Source organism: Phenylobacterium sp. (genome assembly GCF_035276905.1).
Taxonomy (GTDB): Bacteria; Pseudomonadota; Alphaproteobacteria; order Caulobacterales; family Caulobacteraceae; genus Phenylobacterium.
This window is the reverse complement of sequence record NZ_DATELG010000292.1, coordinates 1-23,328: the sequence shown is the minus strand read 5'-3', so window position 1 is coordinate 23,328 and position 23,328 is coordinate 1. Positions and strand designations below refer to the sequence as shown.

General features: G+C 69.8%; 24 protein-coding genes and 1 pseudogene. 14 read left to right on the top strand and 11 right to left on the bottom strand.

The genetic code is table 11. The annotated features are described in order from the left end of the window. Nucleotides 1-168: 168 nt before the first annotated feature. The 4 genes and pseudogenes from VJS38_RS13775 to der form a co-directional block, all read left to right on the top strand. Nucleotides 169-1,596 carry a hemerythrin domain-containing protein gene (locus VJS38_RS13775; RefSeq protein ID WP_324088721.1) on the top strand — a complete coding sequence of 476 codons (1,428 nt, stop codon included), beginning with the start codon at nucleotides 169-171 and terminating at the stop codon, nucleotides 1,594-1,596. A gap of 194 nt (nucleotides 1,597-1,790) precedes the next feature. After that, entirely contained in the window at nucleotides 1,791-2,537 is a 747-nt protein-coding gene (locus VJS38_RS13770; RefSeq protein WP_324088720.1) for a tetratricopeptide repeat protein, read from the top strand. Continuing rightward, nucleotides 2,534-3,919: a PQQ-like beta-propeller repeat protein gene (locus tag VJS38_RS13765; protein WP_324088719.1), complete on the top strand. Its 1,386-nt coding sequence runs from the start codon at nucleotides 2,534-2,536 to the stop codon at nucleotides 3,917-3,919. The genes VJS38_RS13770 and VJS38_RS13765 overlap by 4 nt, the downstream gene beginning before the upstream one ends. A 21-nt stretch (nucleotides 3,920-3,940) precedes the next feature. Continuing rightward, a pseudogene (der, locus tag VJS38_RS13760) lies at nucleotides 3,941-5,274 on the top strand (ribosome biogenesis GTPase Der); the annotation flags it as partial. A gap of 173 nt (nucleotides 5,275-5,447) precedes the next feature. Here der and VJS38_RS13755 read toward each other — a convergent pair. The 8 genes from VJS38_RS13755 to VJS38_RS13720 form a co-directional block, all read right to left on the bottom strand. Continuing rightward, nucleotides 5,448-6,200 (bottom strand): SDR family NAD(P)-dependent oxidoreductase, encoded by a 753-nt coding sequence (locus VJS38_RS13755; RefSeq protein ID WP_324088717.1) that lies wholly within the window; start codon nucleotides 6,198-6,200, stop codon nucleotides 5,448-5,450. 158 nt (nucleotides 6,201-6,358) lie between these two features. Beyond that, the gene (locus tag VJS38_RS13750; protein ID WP_324088716.1) at nucleotides 6,359-7,384 is read right to left on the bottom strand and encodes a bile acid:sodium symporter family protein; all 1,026 of its coding nucleotides are present in this window, start codon (nucleotides 7,382-7,384) and stop codon (nucleotides 6,359-6,361) included. Next, nucleotides 7,381-8,871: an amidophosphoribosyltransferase gene (gene purF, locus VJS38_RS13745; protein ID WP_324088715.1), complete on the bottom strand. Its 1,491-nt coding sequence runs from the start codon at nucleotides 8,869-8,871 to the stop codon at nucleotides 7,381-7,383. Before purF ends, VJS38_RS13750 begins: the two co-directional genes overlap by 4 nt. Then, nucleotides 8,868-9,476 carry a CvpA family protein gene (locus VJS38_RS13740; protein ID WP_324088714.1) on the bottom strand — a complete coding sequence of 203 codons (609 nt, stop codon included), beginning with the start codon at nucleotides 9,474-9,476 and terminating at the stop codon, nucleotides 8,868-8,870. Before VJS38_RS13740 ends, purF begins: the two co-directional genes overlap by 4 nt. 13 nt (nucleotides 9,477-9,489) lie before the next feature. Beyond that, entirely contained in the window at nucleotides 9,490-10,857 is a 1,368-nt protein-coding gene (gene radA, locus VJS38_RS13735) for a DNA repair protein RadA (RefSeq protein ID WP_324088713.1), read from the bottom strand. Between the two features lie 115 nt (nucleotides 10,858-10,972). Beyond that, nucleotides 10,973-12,145: an alanine racemase gene (gene alr, locus VJS38_RS13730; protein WP_324088712.1), complete on the bottom strand. Its 1,173-nt coding sequence runs from the start codon at nucleotides 12,143-12,145 to the stop codon at nucleotides 10,973-10,975. After that, a complete protein-coding gene (locus tag VJS38_RS13725) occupies nucleotides 12,075-13,574 on the bottom strand; it encodes a replicative DNA helicase (protein WP_324088711.1) in 1,500 nt (499 codons plus the stop codon). Before VJS38_RS13725 ends, alr begins: the two co-directional genes overlap by 71 nt. Before the next feature lie 142 nt (nucleotides 13,575-13,716). Then, the gene (locus tag VJS38_RS13720; protein ID WP_324088710.1) at nucleotides 13,717-13,956 is read right to left on the bottom strand and encodes a hypothetical protein; all 240 of its coding nucleotides are present in this window, start codon (nucleotides 13,954-13,956) and stop codon (nucleotides 13,717-13,719) included. A gap of 154 nt (nucleotides 13,957-14,110) precedes the next feature. Between VJS38_RS13720 and VJS38_RS13715 the strand changes: the two genes are divergently transcribed. Beyond that, nucleotides 14,111-14,554 carry a group III truncated hemoglobin gene (locus VJS38_RS13715; protein ID WP_324088709.1) on the top strand — a complete coding sequence of 148 codons (444 nt, stop codon included), beginning with the start codon at nucleotides 14,111-14,113 and terminating at the stop codon, nucleotides 14,552-14,554. Nucleotides 14,555-14,565: 11 nt separating this feature from the next. Here the strand turns inward: VJS38_RS13715 and VJS38_RS13710 are convergent, their stop codons facing one another. Then, on the bottom strand, nucleotides 14,566-14,808 hold the full coding sequence (locus tag VJS38_RS13710; protein ID WP_324088708.1) for a hypothetical protein: 243 nt from the start codon (nucleotides 14,806-14,808) through the stop codon (nucleotides 14,566-14,568). Then, nucleotides 14,809-15,240 (bottom strand): MucR family transcriptional regulator, encoded by a 432-nt coding sequence (locus tag VJS38_RS13705; protein ID WP_324088707.1) that lies wholly within the window; start codon nucleotides 15,238-15,240, stop codon nucleotides 14,809-14,811. Nucleotides 15,241-15,452: 212 nt separating this feature from the next. Here VJS38_RS13705 and glyA point away from each other — a divergent pair, with 212 nt between their 5' ends. From glyA to thiL, 7 genes are read left to right on the top strand one after another with little or no spacing between them, the layout of a single operon-like run. Then, nucleotides 15,453-16,742 (top strand): serine hydroxymethyltransferase, encoded by a 1,290-nt coding sequence (gene glyA, locus VJS38_RS13700; protein WP_324088743.1) that lies wholly within the window; start codon nucleotides 15,453-15,455, stop codon nucleotides 16,740-16,742. 32 nt (nucleotides 16,743-16,774) lie between these two features. Continuing rightward, the gene (nrdR, locus tag VJS38_RS13695) at nucleotides 16,775-17,251 is read left to right on the top strand and encodes a transcriptional regulator NrdR (protein WP_324088706.1); all 477 of its coding nucleotides are present in this window, start codon (nucleotides 16,775-16,777) and stop codon (nucleotides 17,249-17,251) included. An 8-nt stretch (nucleotides 17,252-17,259) separates the two neighbouring features. After that, nucleotides 17,260-17,904 (top strand): RibD family protein, encoded by a 645-nt coding sequence (locus VJS38_RS13690; RefSeq protein WP_324088705.1) that lies wholly within the window; start codon nucleotides 17,260-17,262, stop codon nucleotides 17,902-17,904. Next, nucleotides 17,905-18,495 carry a riboflavin synthase gene (locus VJS38_RS13685; protein WP_324088704.1) on the top strand — a complete coding sequence of 197 codons (591 nt, stop codon included), beginning with the start codon at nucleotides 17,905-17,907 and terminating at the stop codon, nucleotides 18,493-18,495. A 40-nt stretch (nucleotides 18,496-18,535) separates the two neighbouring features. Continuing rightward, on the top strand, nucleotides 18,536-19,003 hold the full coding sequence (gene ribH, locus VJS38_RS13680) for a 6,7-dimethyl-8-ribityllumazine synthase (protein ID WP_324088703.1): 468 nt from the start codon (nucleotides 18,536-18,538) through the stop codon (nucleotides 19,001-19,003). Beyond that, nucleotides 19,000-19,449: a transcription antitermination factor NusB gene (nusB, locus tag VJS38_RS13675; RefSeq protein WP_324088702.1), complete on the top strand. Its 450-nt coding sequence runs from the start codon at nucleotides 19,000-19,002 to the stop codon at nucleotides 19,447-19,449. The genes ribH and nusB overlap by 4 nt, the downstream gene beginning before the upstream one ends. Then, nucleotides 19,436-20,383 carry a thiamine-phosphate kinase gene (gene thiL, locus VJS38_RS13670; RefSeq protein WP_324088701.1) on the top strand — a complete coding sequence of 316 codons (948 nt, stop codon included), beginning with the start codon at nucleotides 19,436-19,438 and terminating at the stop codon, nucleotides 20,381-20,383. Before nusB ends, thiL begins: the two co-directional genes overlap by 14 nt. 13 nt (nucleotides 20,384-20,396) lie before the next feature. Here thiL and VJS38_RS13665 read toward each other — a convergent pair whose 3' ends face one another. Continuing rightward, on the bottom strand, nucleotides 20,397-21,413 hold the full coding sequence (locus VJS38_RS13665; RefSeq protein WP_324088700.1) for an aspartyl protease family protein: 1,017 nt from the start codon (nucleotides 21,411-21,413) through the stop codon (nucleotides 20,397-20,399). Nucleotides 21,414-21,552: 139 nt separating this feature from the next. On the opposite strand from VJS38_RS13665, the gene VJS38_RS13660 reads away from it, so the two are divergent. Next, on the top strand, nucleotides 21,553-21,981 hold the full coding sequence (locus VJS38_RS13660) for a hypothetical protein (RefSeq protein WP_324088699.1): 429 nt from the start codon (nucleotides 21,553-21,555) through the stop codon (nucleotides 21,979-21,981). Between the two features lie 199 nt (nucleotides 21,982-22,180). After that, nucleotides 22,181-23,328, top strand: a 1,148-nt coding sequence (locus tag VJS38_RS13655) for a sodium/proton-translocating pyrophosphatase (protein WP_324088698.1), incomplete at its 3' end; no start/stop codon positions are given.

Here is a 23,328-nt window from a genome sequence, read left to right as displayed (position 1 = left end):
AAGTTACTATAGCGTGGCTTGTATAGCGCCACTCCAGGAACAGCGTAAACCGCTACCTTGAGAGCGGCGTGAACATATCTCGCCAGAATTAAAGTAGAGCTGAAACAAGTCGGCGCTCTCCGAGTTCTCCCGCCACGCCGCCAGGGCGGCGGCGAACTTGGAGGGACCATGCCGAAGGACGACGATCCAACGATCAGCAGCGGCTCCGAAAAGCCGCAGAATCCTGGCCAGACCTCCGCCTCTGGGACCGGCGCGAATGCAGCCGGCCAGTCCGGCGACAAGGCGGCCGCCGGCTCGGCGCAGTCCGGTCAAGGCCGGGACGCCGAGAACGCCGCGCAGGGCGACACCAACGCGTCTTCCCAGCGCGCGAGCGCCTTGCTCAAGGCCGACCACCAGAAGGTGGAGAAGCTGTTCGCCGAGTTCGAGGGCGCGGACGATCAGCGCCAGAACGAGATCATCCGCCAGGCCTGTCAGGACCTGATCCTCCATACCCTGGTGGAGGAGGAGATCTTCTATCCCGCATGCCGCGAGGCCGCGTCCGACGAGGAGCCGCTGGACGAGGCGCAGGTCGAGCATGACAGCGCCAAGCTGTTGATCCTCGAACTGCTCGAGGGGCGTCGGAACGACCCGTTCCGCCAGGCCAAGTTCAAGGTGCTGGCCGAACAGATCCGCCACCACGTGGCGGAGGAGGAGAAACCGCGCACGGGCATCTTCGCCAAGGCTCAGGCCGCCGGGATCGACACCCCCGAGCTCGGCCACCGCATCCAGCAGCGCAAGCAGCAGGTGCAGGGCCGGGCAGGGAGCGCCCTGCGGCCGACGCGCCCGTCATCGCTGCAACTGCTGGCGGGCGTCGCAAGACCAGCGGAGGAGTATGGAATGCCTAGAAACTACGGACCCGAGCGCGACGAACGCGGTCGTTTCATGAGCGATGACGATCGCGACGATCGCCGGCGCTACGGAGCCGAGCGGTACGAAGGCCGTCGGCGTTACGCCGACGACGATGACGACCGTACATACCGCGAACGCGACGGCGGCCGGCGGGGCGGCTGGTTCGGCGACCCCGAGGGTCACGCCGAGGCGGCGCGCCGTGGTTGGGACAACCCCGACCATGGGCCGAGCGGCTGGTACGGCGATAGCCGCGGCCATTCCGAAGCGTCCCGGCGCGGCTGGGACAACCCCGACCACGGCCCGAGCGGCTGGTACGGCGACAGCCGCGGCCACGCCGAGGCGTCCCGGCGCGGCTGGGACAATCCCGACCATGGCCCGAGCGGCTGGTACGGGGATCCGGAAGGCCACTCTGAAGCGTCCCGCCGCGGCTGGGACGAGCGCCGTTCCTTCTCCTCGCGCGATCGCGACTACGATCGGGAGCGCGACGACGACCGGGGCCGCTACCGCGCCCGCGACGAGGAAGGTCGCTTCCGCTCGCGCGACGAGGATGACGATCGACGCTATCGCTCGCGCTCACGCGACGAGGACGATGATCGCCGTTCCTACCGCGGTCGCGACCGCGACGAGGACCGCGGCCAAGGGGGGTGGTTCGGCGATTCGCGCGGCCACTCCGAAGCTGCTCGCCGCGGCTGGGACAACCGGCGCTAGGCTCACTTTATGAGCTCGCCAGACGAGCCCTGCGCTCGCCTGATGAAGGGACGGCGGTTCGCGCAGCGATGCGGGCCGCCGTTTCTTGTGCCTGGGGCGAGCGTTGCGGCAGGGGGCGTTGCGGCGGGGGGCGTCGCGCTATAGGTTCCCGGCCTCTGCACACCTCGCCGTGCATATGAGTCCGGAGTCCCCGTTTGGCCGATCTGTTTGAAGAGGTCGAGGAGCAGCTGCGCTCCGACCGCTACCGGACGTTTGCGCTGAAGGCCCTGCCATGGCTGCTGGGCCTTGCGGCGGCCGCGCTGATAGCGACCCTGGCCTGGTGGGGCTGGTCGCATTATCGCGAGCAGGCGGCGGCGAAGGCCTCCGAGCAATACGCCGCCGCCCTCGACGCCCTGCAGCAGGGACAGACCGACCAGGCGGCCAAGCTGTTCACCGACGTCAGCAAATCCTCGGCGAAGGGCTACAAGTCGCTGGCGCTGATGCAATTGGGCGGCCTGCAACTGGCCAAGAACCAGACTGGTCCCGCGGTGCAGTTCTTCGACCAGTCGGCCGCGGCCGCGCCGGACGAGACGATCGGCGACGCCGCGCGCCTCAAATCCGCCTTCGCCTTGCTCGACACCGCGCCGGCAAAGGACGTGGAGGCGCGGTTGACCCCGCTGATGCAGGACGGCCGCCCCTATCGCATCCAGGCCCGCGAGGCGCTCGCCTTCACCAAGCTGATGGCCGGCGACGTCGCCGGGGCGCGGGGCGACTTCGTGATCATCTCCGGCATGCTCGACGCCCCGCAGGGTGCGCGCGTCCGGGCCAAGGCCGCCATGGGCCTGATCGATTCCGGCTCGGCCAAGGCGCTCGCCTCGACCGTCCACGCCGCCGCCGCCCTTCCGCCCACACCCGCTGTCCCGGCCCTGCCGGCGCCACAGCAAGCCCCCGGTCCTCAATGACGCTGCGCCGCACCCGCCTTCTCACCGTCCTCATGGTCGCCGCCCTGGGCGCGAGCGGCTGCTCGACGCTGGGCCATCTCAATCCCTTTCACGGCAAGGGCGCGCTGAAGGAGACCGCCAGCGAGGGCGAGCGGATCTCGATCGTCCCCGCGGACCAGAAGCTCGAGGTGTCGGAGGCGCTGAAGGGCGTGGACTTCGCCCTGCCGACGCCGGTCGCCGTCACCGACTGGCCGCTGCCCGGCGGCACGCCGGAACAGTCGGTGGAGAACGTCGACGCCGCGCCGAACCTGACGGTGGCCTGGCGCAAGGGAATCGGCCGGGGCTCGGGCAAGGGCTTCTTCGTCACCGCTCCGCCGATCGCCGTCGGCGGCCGGGTCTACACCATGGACGCCGAAGCCGGCGTCTCGGCGCACGACGCCCAGACCGGCGCGCAGATCTGGCGCACCGACATCCGCACCGGCGGCAAGCGCGACCGCGAGGCGTGGGGCGGCGGCCTCGCCTACGCCGACGGCAAGATCTACGTCTCCTCCGGGTTCCGGCAGGTCGTCCAGCTCGACGCCGCGACCGGCGCGATCGGCTGGCGCACCAAGACCGACCAGCCGATCCACGCCGCGCCGACCGTCACCGGCGGCAAGGTGATGGTGGTCGCGCTCGACAACACCCTGCTCACCTTCGACGCCGCTACCGGCGCGCCGAGCTGGAATTACCAGGCGCTGTCCGAGCCCGCCCGCATCCTGGCGGCTTCCAGCCCCGCGGTCAGCGGCGACACGGTCGTGGCCGCCTTCGGCTCGGGCGAGCTCGTGGCGCTGCGCGAGCAGAACGGCAGCGATCTGTGGAACGCGGCGCTGTCGCGCACCAGCCAGACCAGCGCGCTTTCGGAGATCCGCGACATCCCCGGCCGCCCGGTGATCTACCGGGGCGACGTCTACGCGGTGAGCCACTCAGGCGTCTTCGCCGCCACCGACCTGCGCACGGGAACCTCGCGCTGGAGCCTGCCGGTCGTCGGCGTGACCTCTCCCTGGGCGGCCGGCGACGTCGTCTATGTGGTCTCGCGCGACGGCCAGCTGATCTGCGCGGCGCGCGACAGCGGCCAGATCTACTGGATCCGCGACCTCAACGAGGGCTTCAAGCCGAAACGGAGGGGCGGCTTCTTCGGCCTTGGCGGACGCACGATCCAAAAGCCTCTGTGGTCGAGCCCGATCCTGGCGAACAACCGGGTGATCCTGGCCAGCTCCACGGGCGAACTGGCGGCGGTGAACGCCAAGACCGGCGCGGTCGACCGGCGCATCAGGATCGGCGCCCCGGTGCTGATCGGCCCGATCGCCAGCGGAAACACGATCTACATGGTCAGCGACAACGGTCAGCTCATCGCTCTGCGCTGAGCTGACCGCTAAAGTACCTCCATGCCGTTGAAAATCGCGATCGTCGGGCGCCCGAACGTCGGAAAATCCACCCTGTTCAACAGGCTGGCCGGCAAGAAGCTCGCCATCGTCGACGACCAGCCGGGCGTGACCCGCGACCGGCGGTTCGCGTCCGGCCGGCTGGGCGACCTGGACCTGGAGCTGATCGACACCGCCGGCTTCGAGGACGTCACCGACGAGAGCCTCGAGGCGCGGATGCGCGCCCAGACCGAGCTCGCCATCGCCGAGGCCGATGTCGTGCTGTTCGTGATCGACGCGCGCGACGGCGTGGTCGCGCACGACAACGTGTTCGTCGAGATCCTGCGCAAGCACGACAAGCCCGTGGTGCTGGCGGCCAACAAGGCCGAGGGCCGGCAGGGCGACGCCGGGATTCTCGACGCCTTCGGCCTTGGCCTGGGCGAGCCGGTCCCGATCTCCGCCGAGCACGGCGAGGGCATGGCCGACCTCTACGCCGCCATCGCCACCCATGCGCTGGAGGTCGAGGACGAGGAGGACGAGGGCGACAAGCCGGTGCGCATCGCCATCGTCGGCCGGCCGAACGCCGGCAAATCGACCCTGGTCAACCGCCTGATCGGCGAGGACCGGCTGCTGACCGGGCCCGAGGCCGGCATCACCCGCGACGCGATTCCGGTGGACTGGGAATGGGACGGCCGCGCGGTCCGTCTGGTCGACACCGCGGGCCTGCGGCGCAAGGCCAAGGTGCAGGAGAAGCTGGAGAAGCTGTCCACCCAGGACACCATCCGCGCCATCACTTTCGCCGAGGTGGTGATCCTGATGATGGACGCCACCCATCCGTTCGAGGTCCAGGATCTGCAGATTGCCGACCTGGTCGAGCGGGAAGGGCGGGGCCTGGTGTTCGCGCTCGCCAAATGGGACCTGGTCGAGGATCCGCAGGCCAGGCTCGCCGAGTTCATCGAGGAGGCCCAGCGCCAGCTGCCGCAGGTGCGCGGCGCGCCGATCGTCGCGCTCTCCGCCGAGACCGGGCGCGGGCTCGACCGCCTGATGCCGGCGGTGTTCAAGGTGCACGCCGACTGGTCGACCAAGGTCAAGACCCGCGATCTCAACGACTGGCTGGCGATGGCGACCCAGCGCCACCCGCCGCCGTCGGTCAATGGCCGCCGGATCAAGCCGAAGTACATGGCCCAGACCAAGGCCCGCCCGCCGACCTTCGTGCTGTTCGCCAGCCGCGCGGAGCAGCTGCCGGACAGCTATCGCCGCTATTTGATCAATTCGCTGCGCGAGAGCTTCGACCTGCCCGGCGTGCCGCTGCGGGTGACGATCAAGTCGACGCGCAACCCCTACGCCGACGACGGCGAGCCGGCGCCGCGCGCGAGCGCGCCGAAGCCTAGGCCCCCTATCTCCGCCTCGCCCGCCAACGCCAAGGCGCCGGCCAAGCCCAAGGCTGAGCCCGCGAAGCCCAAGGTCAAGGCGGCGAAGCCGAAGTCCGGCGCGCCGCGCGGCCGCGCCCAGAAGCTCGTCCGGCCGGGCGTCAAGCCGAAGCGGGCTTCCCGGCCGACTTCCAGTCGGCGAACGCCACGTTAGAGGTCGGCAGGCCGAGGTCAGGCTTCTGCACCAGCTCCAGGATCAGCGGGCCGATCTCCGATGGATCGGGCAAGGTCTGCGGATCCTCGCCCGGCATCGCCTCGGCGCGCATCCGCGTGCGCATGGCGCCCGGCTCCAACAGCACCGCGCGGATGCTGGTCTGTTCCAGCTCGTCGGCCCAGGTGCGAACAATGTTCTCCATCCCGGCCTTGGTCGCGCCATAGGGGCCCCAGAAGGCCTTCGGCCGCTGCGCGCGGCTGGTGGTGAGGAAGATCGCCCGTGCGGCCGGCGCGGCGCGCAGCAGCGGCTCGGTCGTGCGGATCAGCCGGTAGGTGGCGGTGAGGTTGGTCGCCACGACCCGGTCCCAGTGCTGCGGCTCGATGTGACCAACGGGCGTCAGCGGCCCCAGGATCGCGGCGGCGTGGACCAGGATGTCGAGCCGGGCGAAGCGCTGGTGCAGGGCGAAGCCGAGCTGGTCCAGCGCATCGCCGTCGGAGATGTCGAGCGGCACGAGGGTCGCCGAACCGCCGGTGGCCTCGCGGATCTCGTCGTCCAACTCCTCGAGCCCGCCCTGGGTGCGGGCGACGGCGACCAGCTGAGCTCCGGCCTTGGCGAGCGCGAGGGCTGCGGCCCGCCCGATGCCGCGGCTGGCGCCGGTGACGAGGGCGATCTTGTCTTGCAGGGGGAGGGACTCAGACATGGGCCGCTTCCTAGAGCGCGTTCCGCAAAAGTGGAACCGGTTTTGCGGTCAGAACGCGCTCAAACTTTTGATTTTAGAGCATGATTCAACGATCAGGCGATTTCGCCTGATCGCATCGTGCCCAAGTGCGCAGCCGCCCAAAGGGGAAGCCAAAGGCGTCAACGCGCGGCGAACGTTTCGGCCTCGGCTTCCGGCCGGCGCGCATAGGCCTGGGCGATCACCGCGCAGGCCATGAGCTGGATCTGGTGGAACAGCATCAGCGGCAGAAGCGCGACGCCGGCGGTGGCGGCCGGGAACAGGACGCCCGCCATGGGCGCGCCGCTCGCCAGGCTTTTCTTCGAGCCGCAGAAGACGATGGCGATCTCGTCGGCCTTGGAGAAGCCGAGCGTGCGCGCGGTCCAGGCCGTGGCGGCGAGCACCACCGCCAGCAGCAGCGAACAGAGCACCAGCAGGCGCACAAGATCGGCCGCGCCCACCCGCGACCAGACGCCTTCGACGACGGCGCCGGAGAAGGCGGTGTAGACCACCAGCAGAATTGAGCCGCGGTCGATATAGGCGAGGAACTTGGCGCGGTCCTTCACCCAACCGCCGATCCAGCGTCTGAGCGCCTGCCCTGCGACGAAGGGCAAGAGCAGTTGCAGCACGATCGCCCAGACCTGGCCGGCCGAGACGCCGCCCTGGGCATGCAGCAGCAGGCTGACCAGCAGAGGCGTCAGGAACATGCCGATCAGGTTGGAGGCAGACGCGGAGGCGACCGCCGCGGGCACGTCGCCGCGGGCGATGACCGTGAAGCCGATCGAGCTCTGGATGGTCGAGGGCAGGCAGCCCAGGAAGATGAGGCCCGACGCCAGCGCCGGCGGGGTGATCCAGGCGGGAAGGGCCGCAAGGCCCAGGCACAGCAGCGGAAACAGCCCGAAGGTCGCCGCCATCACCAGCAGGTGCAGCCGCCAGTGCGTCAGGCCGCCGATCACCGCCTCGCGCGAGAGCCGCGCGCCGTGGAGGAAGAAGACCAGGCCGATGGCGAACTTGGTGGTCCAGTCGAAGACGTGGGCCGCCTGACCGCGCGCCGGCGCGAGGCTGGCGGCGACCACCATCAAGACGATCAGCAGCAGATAGCGGTCGACCTTGATCCGCGAAAGCAGGCCGCCCAGGCCCCGCCTGCCTGCCGCCGCCTCCGCGCTCATGCGTCGACGAGGAAGGACAGCTGCCGTTCGACCGCCTCGTTGCGGCCTTGGGCGATCTCGCGATCGAGCAGGCGCGTGGGGTAGTCGCCGGTGAAATAGTGGTCAGTGAACTGCGGGTTGGCCGGGTCGCGGGAACCGGCCTCCATCGCCCAGTAGAGGCCCTCGACCGACAGATAGCCCATCGAGTCGACGTTCAGGATCTTGGCGATCTCGTCGACCGTGTGATTGGCGGCGAGCAGCTTTTCGCGGTCGGGCATGTCGATGCCGTAGTAGTCCGGCCACTGGATCGGCGGCGAGGCCGAGCGCAGGTGCACCTCCTTGGCGCCGGCCTCGCGGACCATGCGCACCACGCGCACCGAATTGGTGCCGCGGACGATGGAGTCGTCGATCAGCATCACCCGCTTGCCGGCGAGCACCGACCGGTTCGGCGCCAGTTTCATCCGCACGCCCATTTCCCGCTGACCCTGGGTGGGCTGGATGAAGGTCCGGCCAACGTAGTGGTTGCGGATGATGCCCATCTCGAAGGGCAGGTTGGCCTCCTGGGCGAAGCCGAGGGCCGCGGGCACGCCGGAGTCCGGCACCGGGACGACCACGTCGACGTCGGCGGGGGTTTCCTGAGCGAGCCTTCGGCCCATGCGCTTGCGCACTTCGTAGACCGAATGGCCGTTCACGACCGAGTCCGGACGGGCGAAGTAGACGTATTCGAAGATGCAGGGGCGTGCCTGGCGGGCGGGGAAGGGGCGGATGCTCTCGATGCCGCCATGGTCGATGACCACCATCTCGCCGTGCTCGATGTCGCGCACGAAGCGGGCGCCGATCATGTCGAGCGCGCAGGTCTCGGACGCCAGCACGTACTTGCCGTCGAGCTCGCCCAGCACCAGCGGCCGGATGCCGAGGGGATCGCGCACGCCGATCAGCTTCTTGTTGGTCAGCGCCACCAGGGCGTAGCCGCCCTCGATCTGGGTCAGGGCGTCGATGAAGCGCTCGATCAAGCGGGCTTTCCGCGAACGGGCGATCAGGTGGAGGATCACCTCGGAATCCGAGGTCGATTGGAAGATGGCCCCGCCGGCGACCAGCTGTTCGCGCAGCGTCAGGAAGTTCGTCAGGTTGCCGTTGTGCGCCAGCGCGACGCCGCCGCTCTCGAGATCGGCGAACATCGGCTGGACGTTGCGGATGAACGAGCCGCCGGCGGTCGAGTAGCGGGTGTGGCCGATGGCGCAGCGGCCGGGCAGGCGATCGGCGAGGCTGCCGCCGCCGAAGGCGTCGCCGACCTGGCCCATGTGCCGCTCGGTGGTGAACTTCTGGCCATCGAAGGCGGCGATGCCGCAGGCTTCCTGGCCGCGGTGCTGAAGGGCGTGAAGTCCGAGCGCGCTCAGGCCGGCGGCTTCCTCCACGTCGTAGATGCCGAAGACCCCGCACTCGAGCCTGGGCGTGTCGTCGTCGGGATCACGCTGGGGGGCGGAGTATTTCTCGAACACCTGAGTCACCGGCTCTTCTCCACCAGATCGTCCACCTCGCCGCGTTGGCGCGCGTCGTACCCTCCCGTCGTCGTTCTGTCACGCGAGGGTTGGTAGACCGCGCGCTCGACCGTCGGCTTCAGCCGCTCGGCCACGTGCAGGCCCCTGGGCGCCAGGGTCTCCAGCAGTCGGCCCATGTTCGCGGCCAGCGGCCAGGTGCGGGCATGGGTGATCCAGCGGGGCTGGAGGTCGACAGGCGTAGCGGCGACGAACATCAACTTCAGCGCCCCCAGGACGACGAGGCCCCGCACGAGGCCGATCAGCAGACCGGCGGTCCTGTCGAGGGCGCCCAGGACATTGGTTCCGTGCACATGGCGCACAAGGGCTGCGCCGATCAGCCGCACGACGATATAGCCCGCCAGGAACAGCACGAGCAGGGTCGCGGCGAGGGCGAACCAGTGCGAATGGAGCAGATGATCCGCCACCGGTTCGGCATAGTGCAGCCCGAAGACGGCCGCCGCCGCCCCGCCCAGCAGGGCGGCCACCGCGACCACCTCCCGCGCCGCGCCGCGCGCGAAACCGACCAGCGCCGAGATCAGCAGCAGGCCCAGGACGATGTAGTCGAACTTGGTCACTTCTTAAGTCACTTCACTTCCAGTCCGCCTCGCCGATCCGGCGGATGGCGTCGGACAAGCGGCTCGCGCCCGTGACCCGAAGCACCGAGGCGCTCTCCAGGTCTGCGGGCGCCAGGGCGCGGCGGAAACCGAGTTTCGCCGCCTCCTTCAGGCGGGAGTCCATGCGGCTAACTGGCCGAACCTCGCCGGACAGGCTGATCTCGCCGAACACCACGCAGTCCTGGGGCAGGGCCTCGTCCAACGCGGAGGACGCCAGCGCCGCGGCCGCCGCGAGGTCGGCCGCCGGCTCGCTGATGCGCAGCCCCCCCGCTACGTTGAGATAGACATCACGGTCGCCGAAATGAAGCCCGCAGCGCGCTTCCAGCACCGCCAGAACCATCGCCAGCCGCCCGGAATCCCAGCCGACCACGGCGCGCCTGGGTGTGCCGTACGCGGAGGGGGCGACCAGGGCCTGGAACTCGACCAGCACCGGGCGCGAGCCTTCGATGCCGGCGAAGACGGCCGCGCCTGCAGCCCGCTCGCCGGCGGTGTTGAGGAAAAGCGCCGAGGGGTTTTTCACCTCCGCCAGGCCCGCATCGCCCATTTCGAAGACGCCGATCTCGTCGGTGGCCCCGAAACGGTTCTTCGCGCCGCGCAAGATGCGGAACGGATAGCCGCGCTCGCCCTCGAAGGCGAAGACCGCGTCGACCATGTGCTCGACGACGCGCGGCCCCGCGATCGCGCCTTCCTTGGTGACGTGGCCGACCAGGATCACCGCCACGCCGCGCTTCTTGGCCAGACGGACCAGTTCGCCGGCGGCGGCGCGCACCTGGGTCACCGATCCGGGCCCCGCCTCGTGGGCGTCGCTCCACAGCGTCTGGATGGAGTCGATCACCACCAGGTCGAACTTCTCGCGCTTCAGTCCCTCGACGATCTCCCGCAGCGATGTCTCCGCAGCCAGCTTCACCGGCGCATCGGAGAGGCCCATTCGCTGGGCCCGGCCGCGCACCTGCTCCACCGCCTCCTCGCCGGATATGTAGGCGCAGGCGACCCCGCGCCGCGCCGCGTGCCCGGCCACCTGCATCAAAAGGGTCGACTTGCCGACCCCCGGGTCGCCGCCCAAAAGGATCGCCGATCCCGGAACCACGCCGCCGCCGCAGACCCGGTCGAACTCCTCGACGCCGGTGGCGATGCGGGCCGGCGGCGGGACCTCGTCCTCCAGCCCCTCGAAGGCGAGGCCGCGGGTGCGCGCCCCCTTCGCCGGCGCCATGGCCCCCGGCGGCCGGCTGGAGACCTCCTCGACAAGGGTGTTCCAGGCCCCGCACCCCGCGCACTGGCCGGCCCACTTCGACTGGGCGGACCCGCAGGACTGGCAGACGTAGACGGCGCCGTCGCGGGCCAAGGGACGCTCCTGATTCGGACGCGGCCATTGTACTGAAGATCCTCCCCCGTTGGGGGAAGCGGCGGCGTAGCGGTCCAACGCCGGCTTCCGCTCAGAAGCCGACGAAGCGCGTTTCTCAGATCTCCCCCACGTACGTCCGCTCGCCGCGGCGGCCCAGCCGCACCAGCACTTCGTGCGCCACGGTGCCGGCGGCCGTGGCGAGGTCGTCGAGCAGGGCGTTCTCGCCGAGGAGTTCGACCTCATCGCCGACCCGGCCGGCGGCGTCGCCCAGGTCGATGACCAGGAGATCCATGTTGACGATCAGCATCGGCCGCCGGGCGCCGGCGTACCAGGCGTAGCCGCCGCCGCGCGCGGCGCGGATCACGCCGTCGGCGTAGCCGGCGCCGACCACGGCGACGCGGGCCGCCCGCTCCATCACCACCTTAGCGCCGTAGCCGAGCCGTTCGCCGGCGCGCACGGTGCGGATGTCGAGGATCGGGGCGACGAGGCGGGCGACCGCCCTCAGCCGCGGATCGGGACGCTCCTGCGGCCCGCCGCCATAGAGGCTGACGCCCGGTCGGATCATGTCGAAGCGGTAGTCGGGCCCCAGGAAGGCGCCGGCCGACGCGGCCAGGCTGGCGCGCGCCTCGGGAAACAGCGCCCGCGCGACGGCGAAGCGCGACAGCTGCAGCGGGTTGTGCGGATCGGCGGGATCAGTCCCGGCGCCGAGGTGGCTCATGACCAGCTGGACGTCGAGACCGCGCAGGCGGTCGATCGACTGGGCCAGAGCGCGCGCCTCGTCGAGGCTGAGACCCTGGCGGTTCATGCCGGTGTCGACGTTGAGCCCGACGGGCAGTGGGCGAGCCAGCGCGCGGGCGAAGGCGGCCGCCTCGCTGACCTGAGGCAGGCTGCAGAGCACCGGGACGAGGTCGGCCTTGGCGAGGCGCGGCCCCGCGCCGGTGGTCAGACCGTCGAGCACATGGATGACCGCCGGGCGCGCAGCACCCAGGCCGGAGCGCAGGGCCTCGCCCTCCGCCAGCCGGGCGACGAAGAAGCTGCGCGCGCCTTCGGCCCAGAGCCGCCGAGCGACCGCGACCGCGCCCAGCCCATAGCCGTCCGCCTTGCAGACCGGCGCGACTTCGGCGCCCGAGGCTTCCGCGGCCAGGACCCGATAGTTGTCGGCGAGGGCGTCGAGGTCGATCGTCAGCCTCGCAGAGGCCGCGTCCCGCCGGTGGGCGTCACTCGTCCGAGTGCTGGAACCTGGCGTGGTGGTCGCGGGCGAGATTGCCGAACTTGGTGAGATCTTCATTGAACGACAGCCGGACCGTGCCGATTGGACCATGGCGCTGCTTGCCGATGATCACTTCGGCTACCCCATTCACCTTGTCCAGCTTCTCTTGCCACTCGAAGTGCTCTGGCGTGTTAGGCGCCGGCTCCAACCGGCTCAGGTAGTAGCTTTCACGGTAGATGAACATCACCATGTCGGCGTCCTGCTCGATCGAGCCGGATTCCCGCAGGTCGGAGAGCTGCGGCTTCTTGTCTTCGCGATTTTCCACCTGGCGGGAGAGCTGCGAAAGCGCGATCACCGGGACGGCCAGCTCCTTGGCCAGCGCCTTGAGCGACTGGGTGATCATCGAGACTTCCTGCACCCGGTTGTCGGAGCCGCCGCCGCCCGTGGTGATCAACTGCAGGTAATCGACGACGATCAGGTCGAGGCCCACCATCCGCTTCAGCCGTCTCGCTCGCGCGGTCAGCTTAGCGATGGTGATGCCGCCGGTGGCGTCGATGAAGAGCGGAGCCTCCTGGATCTCAAAGGCGGCGTCGCGGATGCGGCCGAATTCCATGGCGTCGATCTCGCCCTTGCGCAGCCGGTCACCGGAGACGCCCGAAGCGTCGGCCAGCAGGCGCATGGCCAGTTGCTCGGCGCTCATTTCGAGGGAGTAGAAAGCGACCACCCCGCCGCGCACGGTCTTGCGCGAGCCGTCGGGCTGAGGCTCCCACGTGTAGTTGCGGGCGACATCGAACGCGATGTTGCAGGCCAGCGAGGTCTTTCCCATTGAGGGCCTTGCCGCCAGGATGACTAGGTCGGAGGGGTGCAGGCCGCCGATTTTCTGGTCGAGGTCGATCAGCCCCGTCGAAAGGCCAGCCAGCGCGCCGTCACGCCCGTGCGCTTCGGCCGCCATGGCGAGCGCGCCAGTGACCGCAGTTGAAAAAGGCACGAAGCCCTGGGAGACGCCGCCGGTCTCGGCCAGCGCGAACAGCTGCTGCTCGGCGGCCTCGATCTGGTCGCGGGCGGAAAGCTCGACGTCGCCCTTCTGCGCCTGGACGGCGATGTCGCCGCCGATGCGGATCAGGTCCCGGCGCAGGGCGAGGTCATAGACGGCGCGGGCGTAGTCGGGCGCATTGGCGGCCGGCGGCGCGCGATCCACGAGGTCGGCGAGATAGCGCACCCCGCCAAGCTCCTCGAACGCCGGATCGCGGGAGAACTGCTCGGCCAGCAGGATCGGCTCGGCCAGCTGGCCCTTGCGGACGTTGACCTCGATGGCCTGGAACAGCCGTTGGTGGAACGGCTCGAAGAAGTGCGCCTCCCGCAGGAAGTCGCCGATCCGCTCGAAGGCGGCGTTGTCGTAGAGAATGGCGCCCAGGAGCGCCTGTTCGGCTTCGATATTGGCCGGGACGTGGGGGATCGCGACGTCGTTGGAGACAGGTCGCAGGTCGAGCGCCGGGACGGTTGCCATACCCTACAGTTAGCTTAAGGCCGGGGCTCTGATCAGTGCGACATCCACGTCCGGAGCCAGCTGTCCACACTCTTCGCCGCGCGCTGTGGACAAGCGCTGCATTGCGCCTTCCGACAGCTCCGCCGACGGAAGGGACGGACGCCTATTCCGCCGCCAGCGCCACCGGCTCGGCGTCGATCTTGCGGCACCGCGCCAGGAGCGCGAGGTGGTCGGCGCCGTTCTGGACGTTGCGCACCCAGGCCTTGTCGCCGTGCACCGCGATCACTTCGAAATGAGGGAAATAGTTGGTCCCCGCGCGCACGACGTCCCCAACCGCGATCTCCTCGTCATAGTCCCGCTCGTGACGGATGGAGAAGACGTCGGAGTAGCTGGACAGGGACATGGCGCGGCCTCCGGAAAGACAGGAACGTCGAGGCGAGCGCGTCGAATTAATGATTTTGCGCAGGCAGGGGACGGCGCCTTTCGTCGCAGTCCCCGCGCGCCGTTCGCCGGCCGGCGGGGCTTGCGGATTCCATCACGTCGCCGATCTCTAGGGCATGGAAGATTCCTCCGCGATCCGTCGCGCCCGCGTCGCCCCAGGCGTGGCGGCCGGCGTCGACGAGGCGATGGTCAGCCGCCTGGTGACCGCCTTTTATGGAAAGGTGCGGCGCGACCCGCAGCTCGGGCCGATCTTCAACCGTGAGGTAGAGGACTGGGACGAGCACATCGCCAAGCTCTGCGACTTCTGGTCGTCGGTGCTCCTGATGACCGGCCGCTTCAAGGGCCAGCCGATGCTGGTCCACGCCAAGCTGGCGGACATCGGCCCGGCGCACTTCGTCCGCTGGCTGGAGCTTTTCCGTCAGACGGCGGGCGAGGTCTGCCCGCCCGAGGCGGCGGCGCTGTTCTGCGCCAAGGCCGACAGCATCGGCGAAAGCCTGCAACTCGGCGTCGCCGTCAGCCGCGGCGAGCCCTTGCCGCCGCTGCGCGCCCAGAGTCGATAAAAACGGAGCCGTTAGGACAAGAGGCCGTACAGCCGGCAGCGCGCGCTCCAGCCGCCCTTCACCTCGGTGACCACGGCGACCTCGACCTCATGGACGCAGCCGCCGCTGACGATCGTGTAGAGGTCGCCGATCCGGGGTCGCAGGGGGTCGATCGACCAGATGACCAATTCGCCCTTGGTCAACAGCTCGTCGTCCAGAATCTCGTAACCGCTGTCGTCGAACGGGCGCAGCTCCGGATCGCGAACCCTCGCCATCTATTTGCGTCTCCTCACGCCGCGGCCGAGGCCGATCTGTTTGGCGAAGTCGGACCGCCGGGCCGCATAGGCCGGGGCGACCATCGGGTAGTCGGCCGGCAGCCCCCAGCGACGACGGTACTCGTCCGGGCTCATGTCGTAGCGCGAGCGCAGGTAGCGCTTGAGCATCTTGAGCCGCTTTCCGTCTTCCAGGCAGACGATGTAGTCGTGCTGCACCGATTTCGAGAGCGGAACGGCCGGCTTCGGCCGCTCCTCGACGGGCGCGGGCGCGCCGCGGCTCAGCCCCTCCAGGGCCTGGTGAACGGTGCGGATGATGTCCGGAACGGCTTCGGCTGAGACGGCGTTGCGGCTCACATAGGCCGCCACGATCTCGGCCCCGAGGCGCAGGAGCTCCTCCGGGGAGCGGCCTTCGGGGTCGGGTCCAACGCTCATTCAGTCCCCCTTGTTTTGCACGCTGCACACGCCCGTGCCGTGCGCGCGGCTACGGCCCGGGTCTTGAACGCAACGCTGGCGCGCGCCGTTTGGTTCCGCCACAGCTGCACGACCTATCGCAGGAGCGTTGGAACGAACGCCGCAACCAGCTAAAGAGCGCGTTCCGTCCTTCCTGTTCCTCCGCAAGCCCCCGGAAAGGCGTCGCCTTGACCCTGCACGTGCAAGCCCAGTCCTCCGCCGACGAATTTTTCACCCGCGGCGTCGGCGAGACCGACCCGGATCTCGCCAAGGCGTTGCAAGGAGAGCTGAGGCGGCAACAGGACCAGATCGAACTGATCGCGTCCGAGAACATCGTCTCCAAGGCGGTGCTCGAGGCGCAGGGCTCGGTGCTGACCAACAAATACGCGGAAGGTTACCCGGGTAAGCGTTATTACGGCGGCTGCGAGGTGGTCGATGAGGCGGAACGTCTCGCCATCGAGCGCGCCAAGCAGCTGTTCGGCTGCGACTTCGCCAACGTCCAGCCGCACTCGGGCAGCCAGGCCAACCAGGCCGTCTTCATGGCCACCATGACGCCGGGCGACACCTTCATGGGCATGGACCTGGCCTCCGGCGGCCACCTGACCCACGGCAAGAACGTCAACCAGTCCGGGAAGTGGTTCCGCCCTGTGCACTACGGCGTGCGCGCCCAGGATCACCTGATCGACTACGACCAAGCCGAAGAGATCGCGCTGGCCGAACGGCCGAAGGTGATCATCTGCGGCGGCTCGGCCTATTCGCGGCGCATCGATTTCGCCCGCTTCCGCGAGATCGCCGACAAGGTCGACGCGGTGCTGATGGCCGACATCGCCCACTACGCCGGCCTGGTCGCGGCCGGCGTCTATCCGAACCCGTTCCCGCACGCGCACATCGTCACCACCACCACCCACAAGACGCTGCGCGGTCCGCGCGGCGGCATGGTGATGACCAACGACAAGAAGCTCGCCAAGAAGATCGACAGCGCCGTCTTCCCCGGCCTGCAGGGCGGCCCGCTCATGCACGTCATCGCCGCCAAGGCGGCGGCCTTCGGCGAGGCGCTGCGGCCGGAGTTCAAGGCCTACGCCCGCCAGGTGATCGAGAACGCCCGCGCGCTGGCCGACAGCCTGCAGGCGGCCGGCTTCAAGATCGTCTCCAACGGCACCGACAGCCACCTGATGCTGGTCGACCTGACGCCGAAAGGCGTGAACGGGGCCGATGCGGAGATCGCGCTCGAGCGCGCCGGCATCACCACCAACAAGAACGGCATCCCCTTCGACCCGCTGCCGCCGATGCAGACTTCCGGCCTGCGCGTCGGCTCGCCGGCCGGCACCACCCGCGGCTTCGGCGGCGGCGAGTTCCGCCAGATCGGCAAGTGGATCGGCGAGGTGCTCGACGGGGTCGCCGCCGGCGGGGATAATTCGGCGGTCGAGGCAAGGGTGCGTTCGGAGGTCCTGGCGCTAACGAAACGGTTCCCCATCTACTCGTAATAGCGGTAGATGGGCGCCGGGAGGGCCAGATCATGCGTTGCCCGTTCTGCGCCAGTGAAGAGAGCCAGGTGAAGGACTCGCGGCCGTCGGAAGACGGCGCGGCGATCCGGCGCCGTCGGCTCTGCCCCGAATGCGGCGGCCGCTTCACGACCTTCGAACGCGTGCAGCTGCGCGAGCTGACCATTCTCAAGCGCTCGGGCCGTCGCACGCCGTTCGACCGCGACAAGCTCGCCCGCTCGATCTCCATCGCCCTGCGCAAGCGGCCGGTGGATCCCGAGCGGGTGGAGCACATGATCTCCACCATCGTGCGCCAGCTGGAAAGCATGGGCGAGACCGAGCTGCCGTCCTCGGCGGTGGGCGAGCTGGTGATGAAACAGCTCAAGCAGCTCGATGACGTGGCCTATGTCCGTTACGCCTCGGTCTATCGCGACTTCCGTGAGACCCAGGACTTCGCCCGCTTCCTGGGCGAGGAAGGCCTGAGCGAGGCCGAGCAGCCGACGGAGCACTGAGTTCCGCCGTGCCGGTTACGCTCAAGCTCGCGACGTCCCTCGACGGGCGGATCGCCACAGCGTCCGGCCAGAGCAGGTGGATCACGGGCGAGCGGTCGCGCCAGGCGGTGCATAGCCTGCGCGCCCAACACGACGCGGTGCTGGTCGGCGCCGAGACGGCGCTGGCCGACGACCCGGAGCTGACGGTGCGGCTGCCGGGCTACGCGGGGCCCCAGCCCGCACGGGTGGTTCTGGATAGCCGCCAGCGCCTGCCCGACGGCTGCGGGCTGGTCGCCAGCGCCCGACAGGTCCCGACCTATGTCGTGGCGACCACCAAGCCCGCGGCGCGGCTGCTCGAGGCGGGCGTCCGCGTCCTGCGCGCGCCCGCCGTCGGCGAGGACCGGCCGGAGCTGAAGGTCGTGGTCCAGGCGCTGGCCGCCGAAGGCCTGCATCGGCTGTTCGTCGAAGGCGGCGGACAGGTGGCGGCGAGCTTCCTGCGCTGCGGGCTGGTTGACGCCGTCGAATGGTTTCGCGCCCCGATCGTCATTGGCGGGGAGGGACGCCCCGCGGTGGGCGCCCTGGCCGTCTCCGGCCTTGCCGACGCACCGCATTTTCGCCGCACCGAGGTCCGCGAACTGGGCGAGGACCTCTGGGAACGTTACGAGAGGATCTGAATGTTCACCGGCATCGTCACCGACGTCGGCCGCGTCCGCGCCGTCCGCGCCACCAATCGCGACCGCCGGTTCGAGATCGAGACGGCTTTCGACCTGGCGACCGTGCAGATCGGCGCTTCGATCGCCCATGCCGGCTGCTGCCTGACGGTCGTCGAGAAGGGCGCCGGCTGGTTCGCCGTCGAGGTGTCGGGCGAGACGCTCGACAAGACGACGCTGGGCGACTGGGCCGAAGGGCGACGGGTCAATCTTGAGCGCGCGGCCCGGGTCGGCGACGAGCTGGGCGGCCACATCGTCTCCGGCCATGTCGACGGGGTCGGCGAGGTCAAGTCGGTCGAGGCGGAGGGGGGCTCGCACCGGGTGCGGATCCAGGTCCCGCAGCCGCTGCATCGCTTCATCGCGCCCAAGGGCTCGATCACCGTCGAGGGGGTCTCGCTGACCGTCAACGAGGTCGAGGACGACGTGTTCGGCGTCAACCTGATCCCCCACACCTGGGAGGTGACGACGCTGGGCGGCCTGAAGGCGGGGGCGCGCGTCAATCTCGAGATCGATATGCTCGCGCGCTATCTCGCCCGCTGGCGCGAAACGGCCTAAAGCGTCGGCGACATTAGTCCTAGAGGTCGGCGAGCCGAAGATGAGCGAACCCCAGATCCGCGTCCTGATCGTCGAGGCCCGGTTTTACTCCGACCTTGCGGACGAATTGCTGCGCGGGGCGGTCGACGCGCTGGAATCGCTCGGCGCGGCTTATGACGTGGTGACGGTTCCCGGCGCGCTGGAGATCCCGGGCGCCATCGCCATCGCCGAGGCCAGCGCGCACCGTCCGACCGGCGGGGTCCACTATGACGGTTATGTCGCCTTGGGAACGGTGATCCGCGGGGAGACCTATCACTTCGAGATCGTCTCCAACGAATCGGCGCGCGGCATCATGGACCTGACGACCCGCAGCGGCCTGGCCATCGGCAACGGCGTGCTGACGGTCGAGGACGAGGAGCAGGCCTGGGCGCGGGCCCGGGTGAGCGAGGGCGACAAGGGCGGCGGCGCGGCGCGCGCGGCCTTGACCATGATCGCGCTGAAGCAGCAGTTCCAGGGCGGGCGGTCGTGAGCGCGCCCGGCCGTCAGGCGCGGTCCGTGGCGCGGCTCGCCGCGGTCCAGGCGCTCTACCAGATGGAGGTCTCGAGCGCCGGCGCCGAGGCGGTGATCCGCGAGTTCGGCGAGCACCGATTCGACCGCGACATCGAGGACATGACGCTGGCCGGCGCCGACGAGGCCTTCTTCGCCGATCTGGTGCGCGGCGTGGTCGCCCACCAGGGCGAGGTCGACACCGCCGTGGCCCGCAGGCTGGCGCAGAACTGGCGGCTGGAGCGGATCGACGCCACGGTGCGGGCGATCCTGCGCGCGGGAACCTACGAGCTCGCCCACCGCTCCGACGTGCCGACCGAGGTGGTGATCGACGAATACGTCGAGCTCGCGAAATCCTTCTTCGAGGGCGCGGAGCCCGGCTTCGTGAACGGGGCTCTGGACGGCGTGGCTCAGGATGTCCGGCGCTGACGAGTTCGACGAGATCGAGCGTCTCTTCCGGCCGCTGACTCGCGGCGCGCCGGGAGCCTTCGACCTGCTCGACGACGCGGCCGTCGTGCCGTCGCGGCCGGGCTATGACCTGGTGGTGACCAAGGACGCGGTCGTCGAGGGGGTCCACTTCCTGCGCAACGAGGCGCCGGACCTGGTGGCGCGCAAGCTCCTGCGGGTGAACCTCTCCGACCTGGCCGCCAAGGCCGCCGAGCCCTTCGCCTGTTTCCTGGCGGTGGCTTGGCCGGCCAGCTTCGATCTGCGCCAGCGCGAACGCTTCGCCATGGGCCTGGCGGCCGATCTGGAGAGCTACGACCTGCACCTGATGGGCGGCGACACGGTGGTCACCGAGGGACCCTTCACCGCCAGCCTGACGGCGCTCGGCTGGGTCCCGCACGGGCGCATGGTGCGCCGGGCAGGCGCGCGGCCGGGCGACAAGCTGATGGTCAGCGGCACCATCGGCGATGGGGCGCTGGGCCTGGCCGCGGCGCAAGGGGCGATCCCCGATTCCGACGGCTTCCTGGCCTTCCGCTACCGGCTGCCGCAGCCCAGGCTGGACCTGCGCGGTCCGCTGCGCGCCTGGGCGACCGCCGCCGCCGACGTCTCCGACGGCCTGGTGGCGGACGCGGGCCATATCGCCAAGGCCAGCGGCGTCGGCCTGATCGTCGACCTCGATCAGTTGCCGTTGTCGGGGGCCGCGGCCACCTGGCTGGAGCAACAGGCCGACCCCCAGGACGCGTTGATCCGGCTCGGCACCGGCGGCGACGACTATGAGGTGGTCTGCACCATCCGGCCCGACCAGCCGAAGCCCGCCGGCTTCGCGGTGATCGGCGAGGTCACCGAGGGCGAGGGCGTCGAGGTCCGCGCCGCCGGGCGGCTGGTGGACGCGGGCCAGGGCGGCTGGCGGCACATCTGAGCGGGCGGCCGGCTCAGGCGTCGAGCAGGTCGAACCGCACCTGCGAGCGGCCGAAGTCCAGCGAGACGGCGCGGAACTGCCGAAGCAGGTCCATGCCCAACAGGACCGCCGCCTCCTCCGCCACGCCCCAGATCTCGAAGACGTGCGAATCCGACTGCACGACCGGCACGTTGCCGAGCTGCAGGCCGCCCAGCCGCAGGAACGGCAGGTAGATCATCTCGCCCGCGAAAGCTTCGCCCAGGATCGAGACCATGTTCACGAGCTGCGGCTTGAACTGGGGCGCGCCGGCGCGGTCGAGCATGCGCCGCAGCGCCGTATTGCACAGGCTCGCCTCGGAGCCGGAGTCGATCAGGGCGTTGATCGGACGCTCGCCGAGCTCGGCCTCGACGATGGTGAGCTGGCCGTGGCGGCGACGGGCGGGCACGACGACGCGGCCCGGCCGCGTGAACTCGTCGCGCGAGGGGGCGACCTCCAGGCTGTTGCGCGTGAAGTCGAGGGTCAGGCGCTGGTTCTGCAGCCAGTCCACCGCCAGCACGCCGCAGAGCTTCGGATCGTCGAGAGGGAGCGCGAGCACGGACATGTCGTGGCGCTTCTGCGCACCGACGCGCAGTTCGCCGATCTGCACCAGCGGCTGGGAGCGCACGCCGACCACGGTGTGCACATTGCGCGGCGGCTCCATCGGCAGGGCGAGGGTGTCGGCGACCCGGCGCGCGATGCAGGAGATGTTGGCGCCGGTGTCGACCATGAAGGGGAAGGGGCCCTGGCCGTTGATCGTCACCGGCACGGTCATGTGCTCGAAGCCGTCGTCGCCGCCGTCGAGTTGGCTGGCGTCGGGCTGGCTGGCGTCGGGCTGGCTGGCGTCGGGTTGGCCATCGACGGGCGGTGCGGCCGGCGCGCCCATGGACGCGACCCCGGGTGTCGGCGCGCGAGCCGCAGCGTTCGGAATGGCGGCCCAGCTTTGCGCTGGACAGACCCCGGCGGCCGCCCAGGCCACGAGGCTCCAGGCGGCGGTGCGGCGCGTCATCGGCATGCGCCACGTCCTCCCTATACAGACAAGATATCACCGTTCGACCGGCGTGGCCGCGCTTTTGCGGAAGCCGGGTCTTCAATTCGGCCGGAGGTCGCGCCCTCTCAACCGGGCGGAAACCTGTGAGGCTCATCGTGACCGCATGCTCCGCCGTCGCCTCCTCGCCGCGCTGCCGATTCTGTCGCTCGCCGCCTCGCCCGCCGTCGCGGCGGAGGAAAAAGCGGGCGCCAAGCAGGTCGGCCAGTATGTCGACCTTCAGCCCGTGGCCCTGCCGGTGGTCATCGACGGCCAGCTGGTGAACTACGTCTTCGTCTCGGTGCGGCTGAACCTGGCCAGCGGGGCGGACACCTCGCGGTGGCGGGCCATGGAGCCCTACTTCCGCGACGCCCTCGTGCGGGCCGGGGCCACCACCCCGTTCACCCTCGGGCGCGAGTACGACAAGATCGACATCGCCAAGATGACCACCAGCCTGATGAAGTCGGCGGCGCAGATCGCCGGGCCGAACGTGGTCCGCTCGGTCACCGTGACCTCGCAGGTCCCCAGCCGCCGCGCCCGCCCGCCGCAGGCTTAAGCAAAACGTCTCGCAGAGCACGGTTCGCGCCAACCATTGCGTGCGCGGGCGATCCTTGGCACCCTCCAGCCCGTCAATAAGCTGGTGCGCCAAGTAAGCAGCGCTCCGGCACAGGGAAACCGGGGCGGGAAATCTTGGAATTGGCCGCTTTACAACGGCGGCTGAACCCACCCCCGCGCAAACGCAAAGGGGCGCATTGATGAGTTCGACGCTGTTGCTGGTGATCGTAGCCGGCCTGCTGGCCGTGCTGTACGGCGCCGTGCAGTCCAGCACGCTGCTGCGGGCTTCGGCCGGCAGCGCGCGCATGCAGGAAATCGCCGCCGCCATTCAGGAGGGGGCGCAGGCCTACCTGCGGCGGCAATACACCACCATCGCCATCGTCGGCGTGATCATCCTGATCGCGGTCGGCGTGCTGATCGGCCCGCGGGCGGCCGTGGGCTTCGCGATCGGCGCCGTCCTGTCCGGCCTTGCCGGCTTCGCCGGGATGCTGATCTCGGTGCGGGCCAACGTACGCACGGCCCAGGCCGCCTCGGAAGGGCTGGAGAAGGGCCTGAGCCTGGCCTTCCGGTCCGGCGCCGTCACCGGCATGCTGGTCGCCGGCTTCGCGCTCCTCGGCGTCAGCGTCTACTACTGGGTCCTCACCGGACCGATGGCGCTCGAGCCGACCAGCCGCGAGGTGGTCGACAGCCTGGTGGCCCTGGGCTTCGGCGCCAGCCTGATCTCCATCTTCGCCCGCCTGGGCGGCGGCATCTTCACCAAGGGCGCCGACGTCGGCGGCGACATGGTGGGCAAGGTCGAGGCCGGCATCCCCGAGGACGATCCGCGCAACGCCGCGACCATCGCCGACAACGTAGGCGACAACGTCGGCGACTGCGCCGGCATGGCCGCCGACCTGTTCGAGACCTACGCGGTGACCACTGTCGCCACCATGGTGCTGGCGGCGATCTTCTTCCGCGGCACGGCCGAGGTGGGGACGATGATGCTCCTGCCGCTGGCGATCTGCGGCGTATGTATCGTCACCTCGATCATCGGCACCTTCTTCGTCCGCCTGGGCAAGAGCCGCAACATCATGGGCGCGCTCTACCAGGGCCTGATCGTGACCGGCGTGCTGTCGCTGGGCGCCATCTGGTGGGTCACCAACCAGATGGTTCCGGACGTGGTCACCACGACCTCGGGCGTCAGCTTCGACGGCATGAGGCTTTTCTGGTGCGGCGTCGTCGGCCTGGCCGTCACGGCCGCCATCGTCGTGATCACCGAATTCTACACCGGCACGGGCTTCCGCCCGGTGAAGTCGGTGGCGAAGGCCTCGGTTTCCGGCCACGGCACCAACGTGATCCAGGGCCTGGC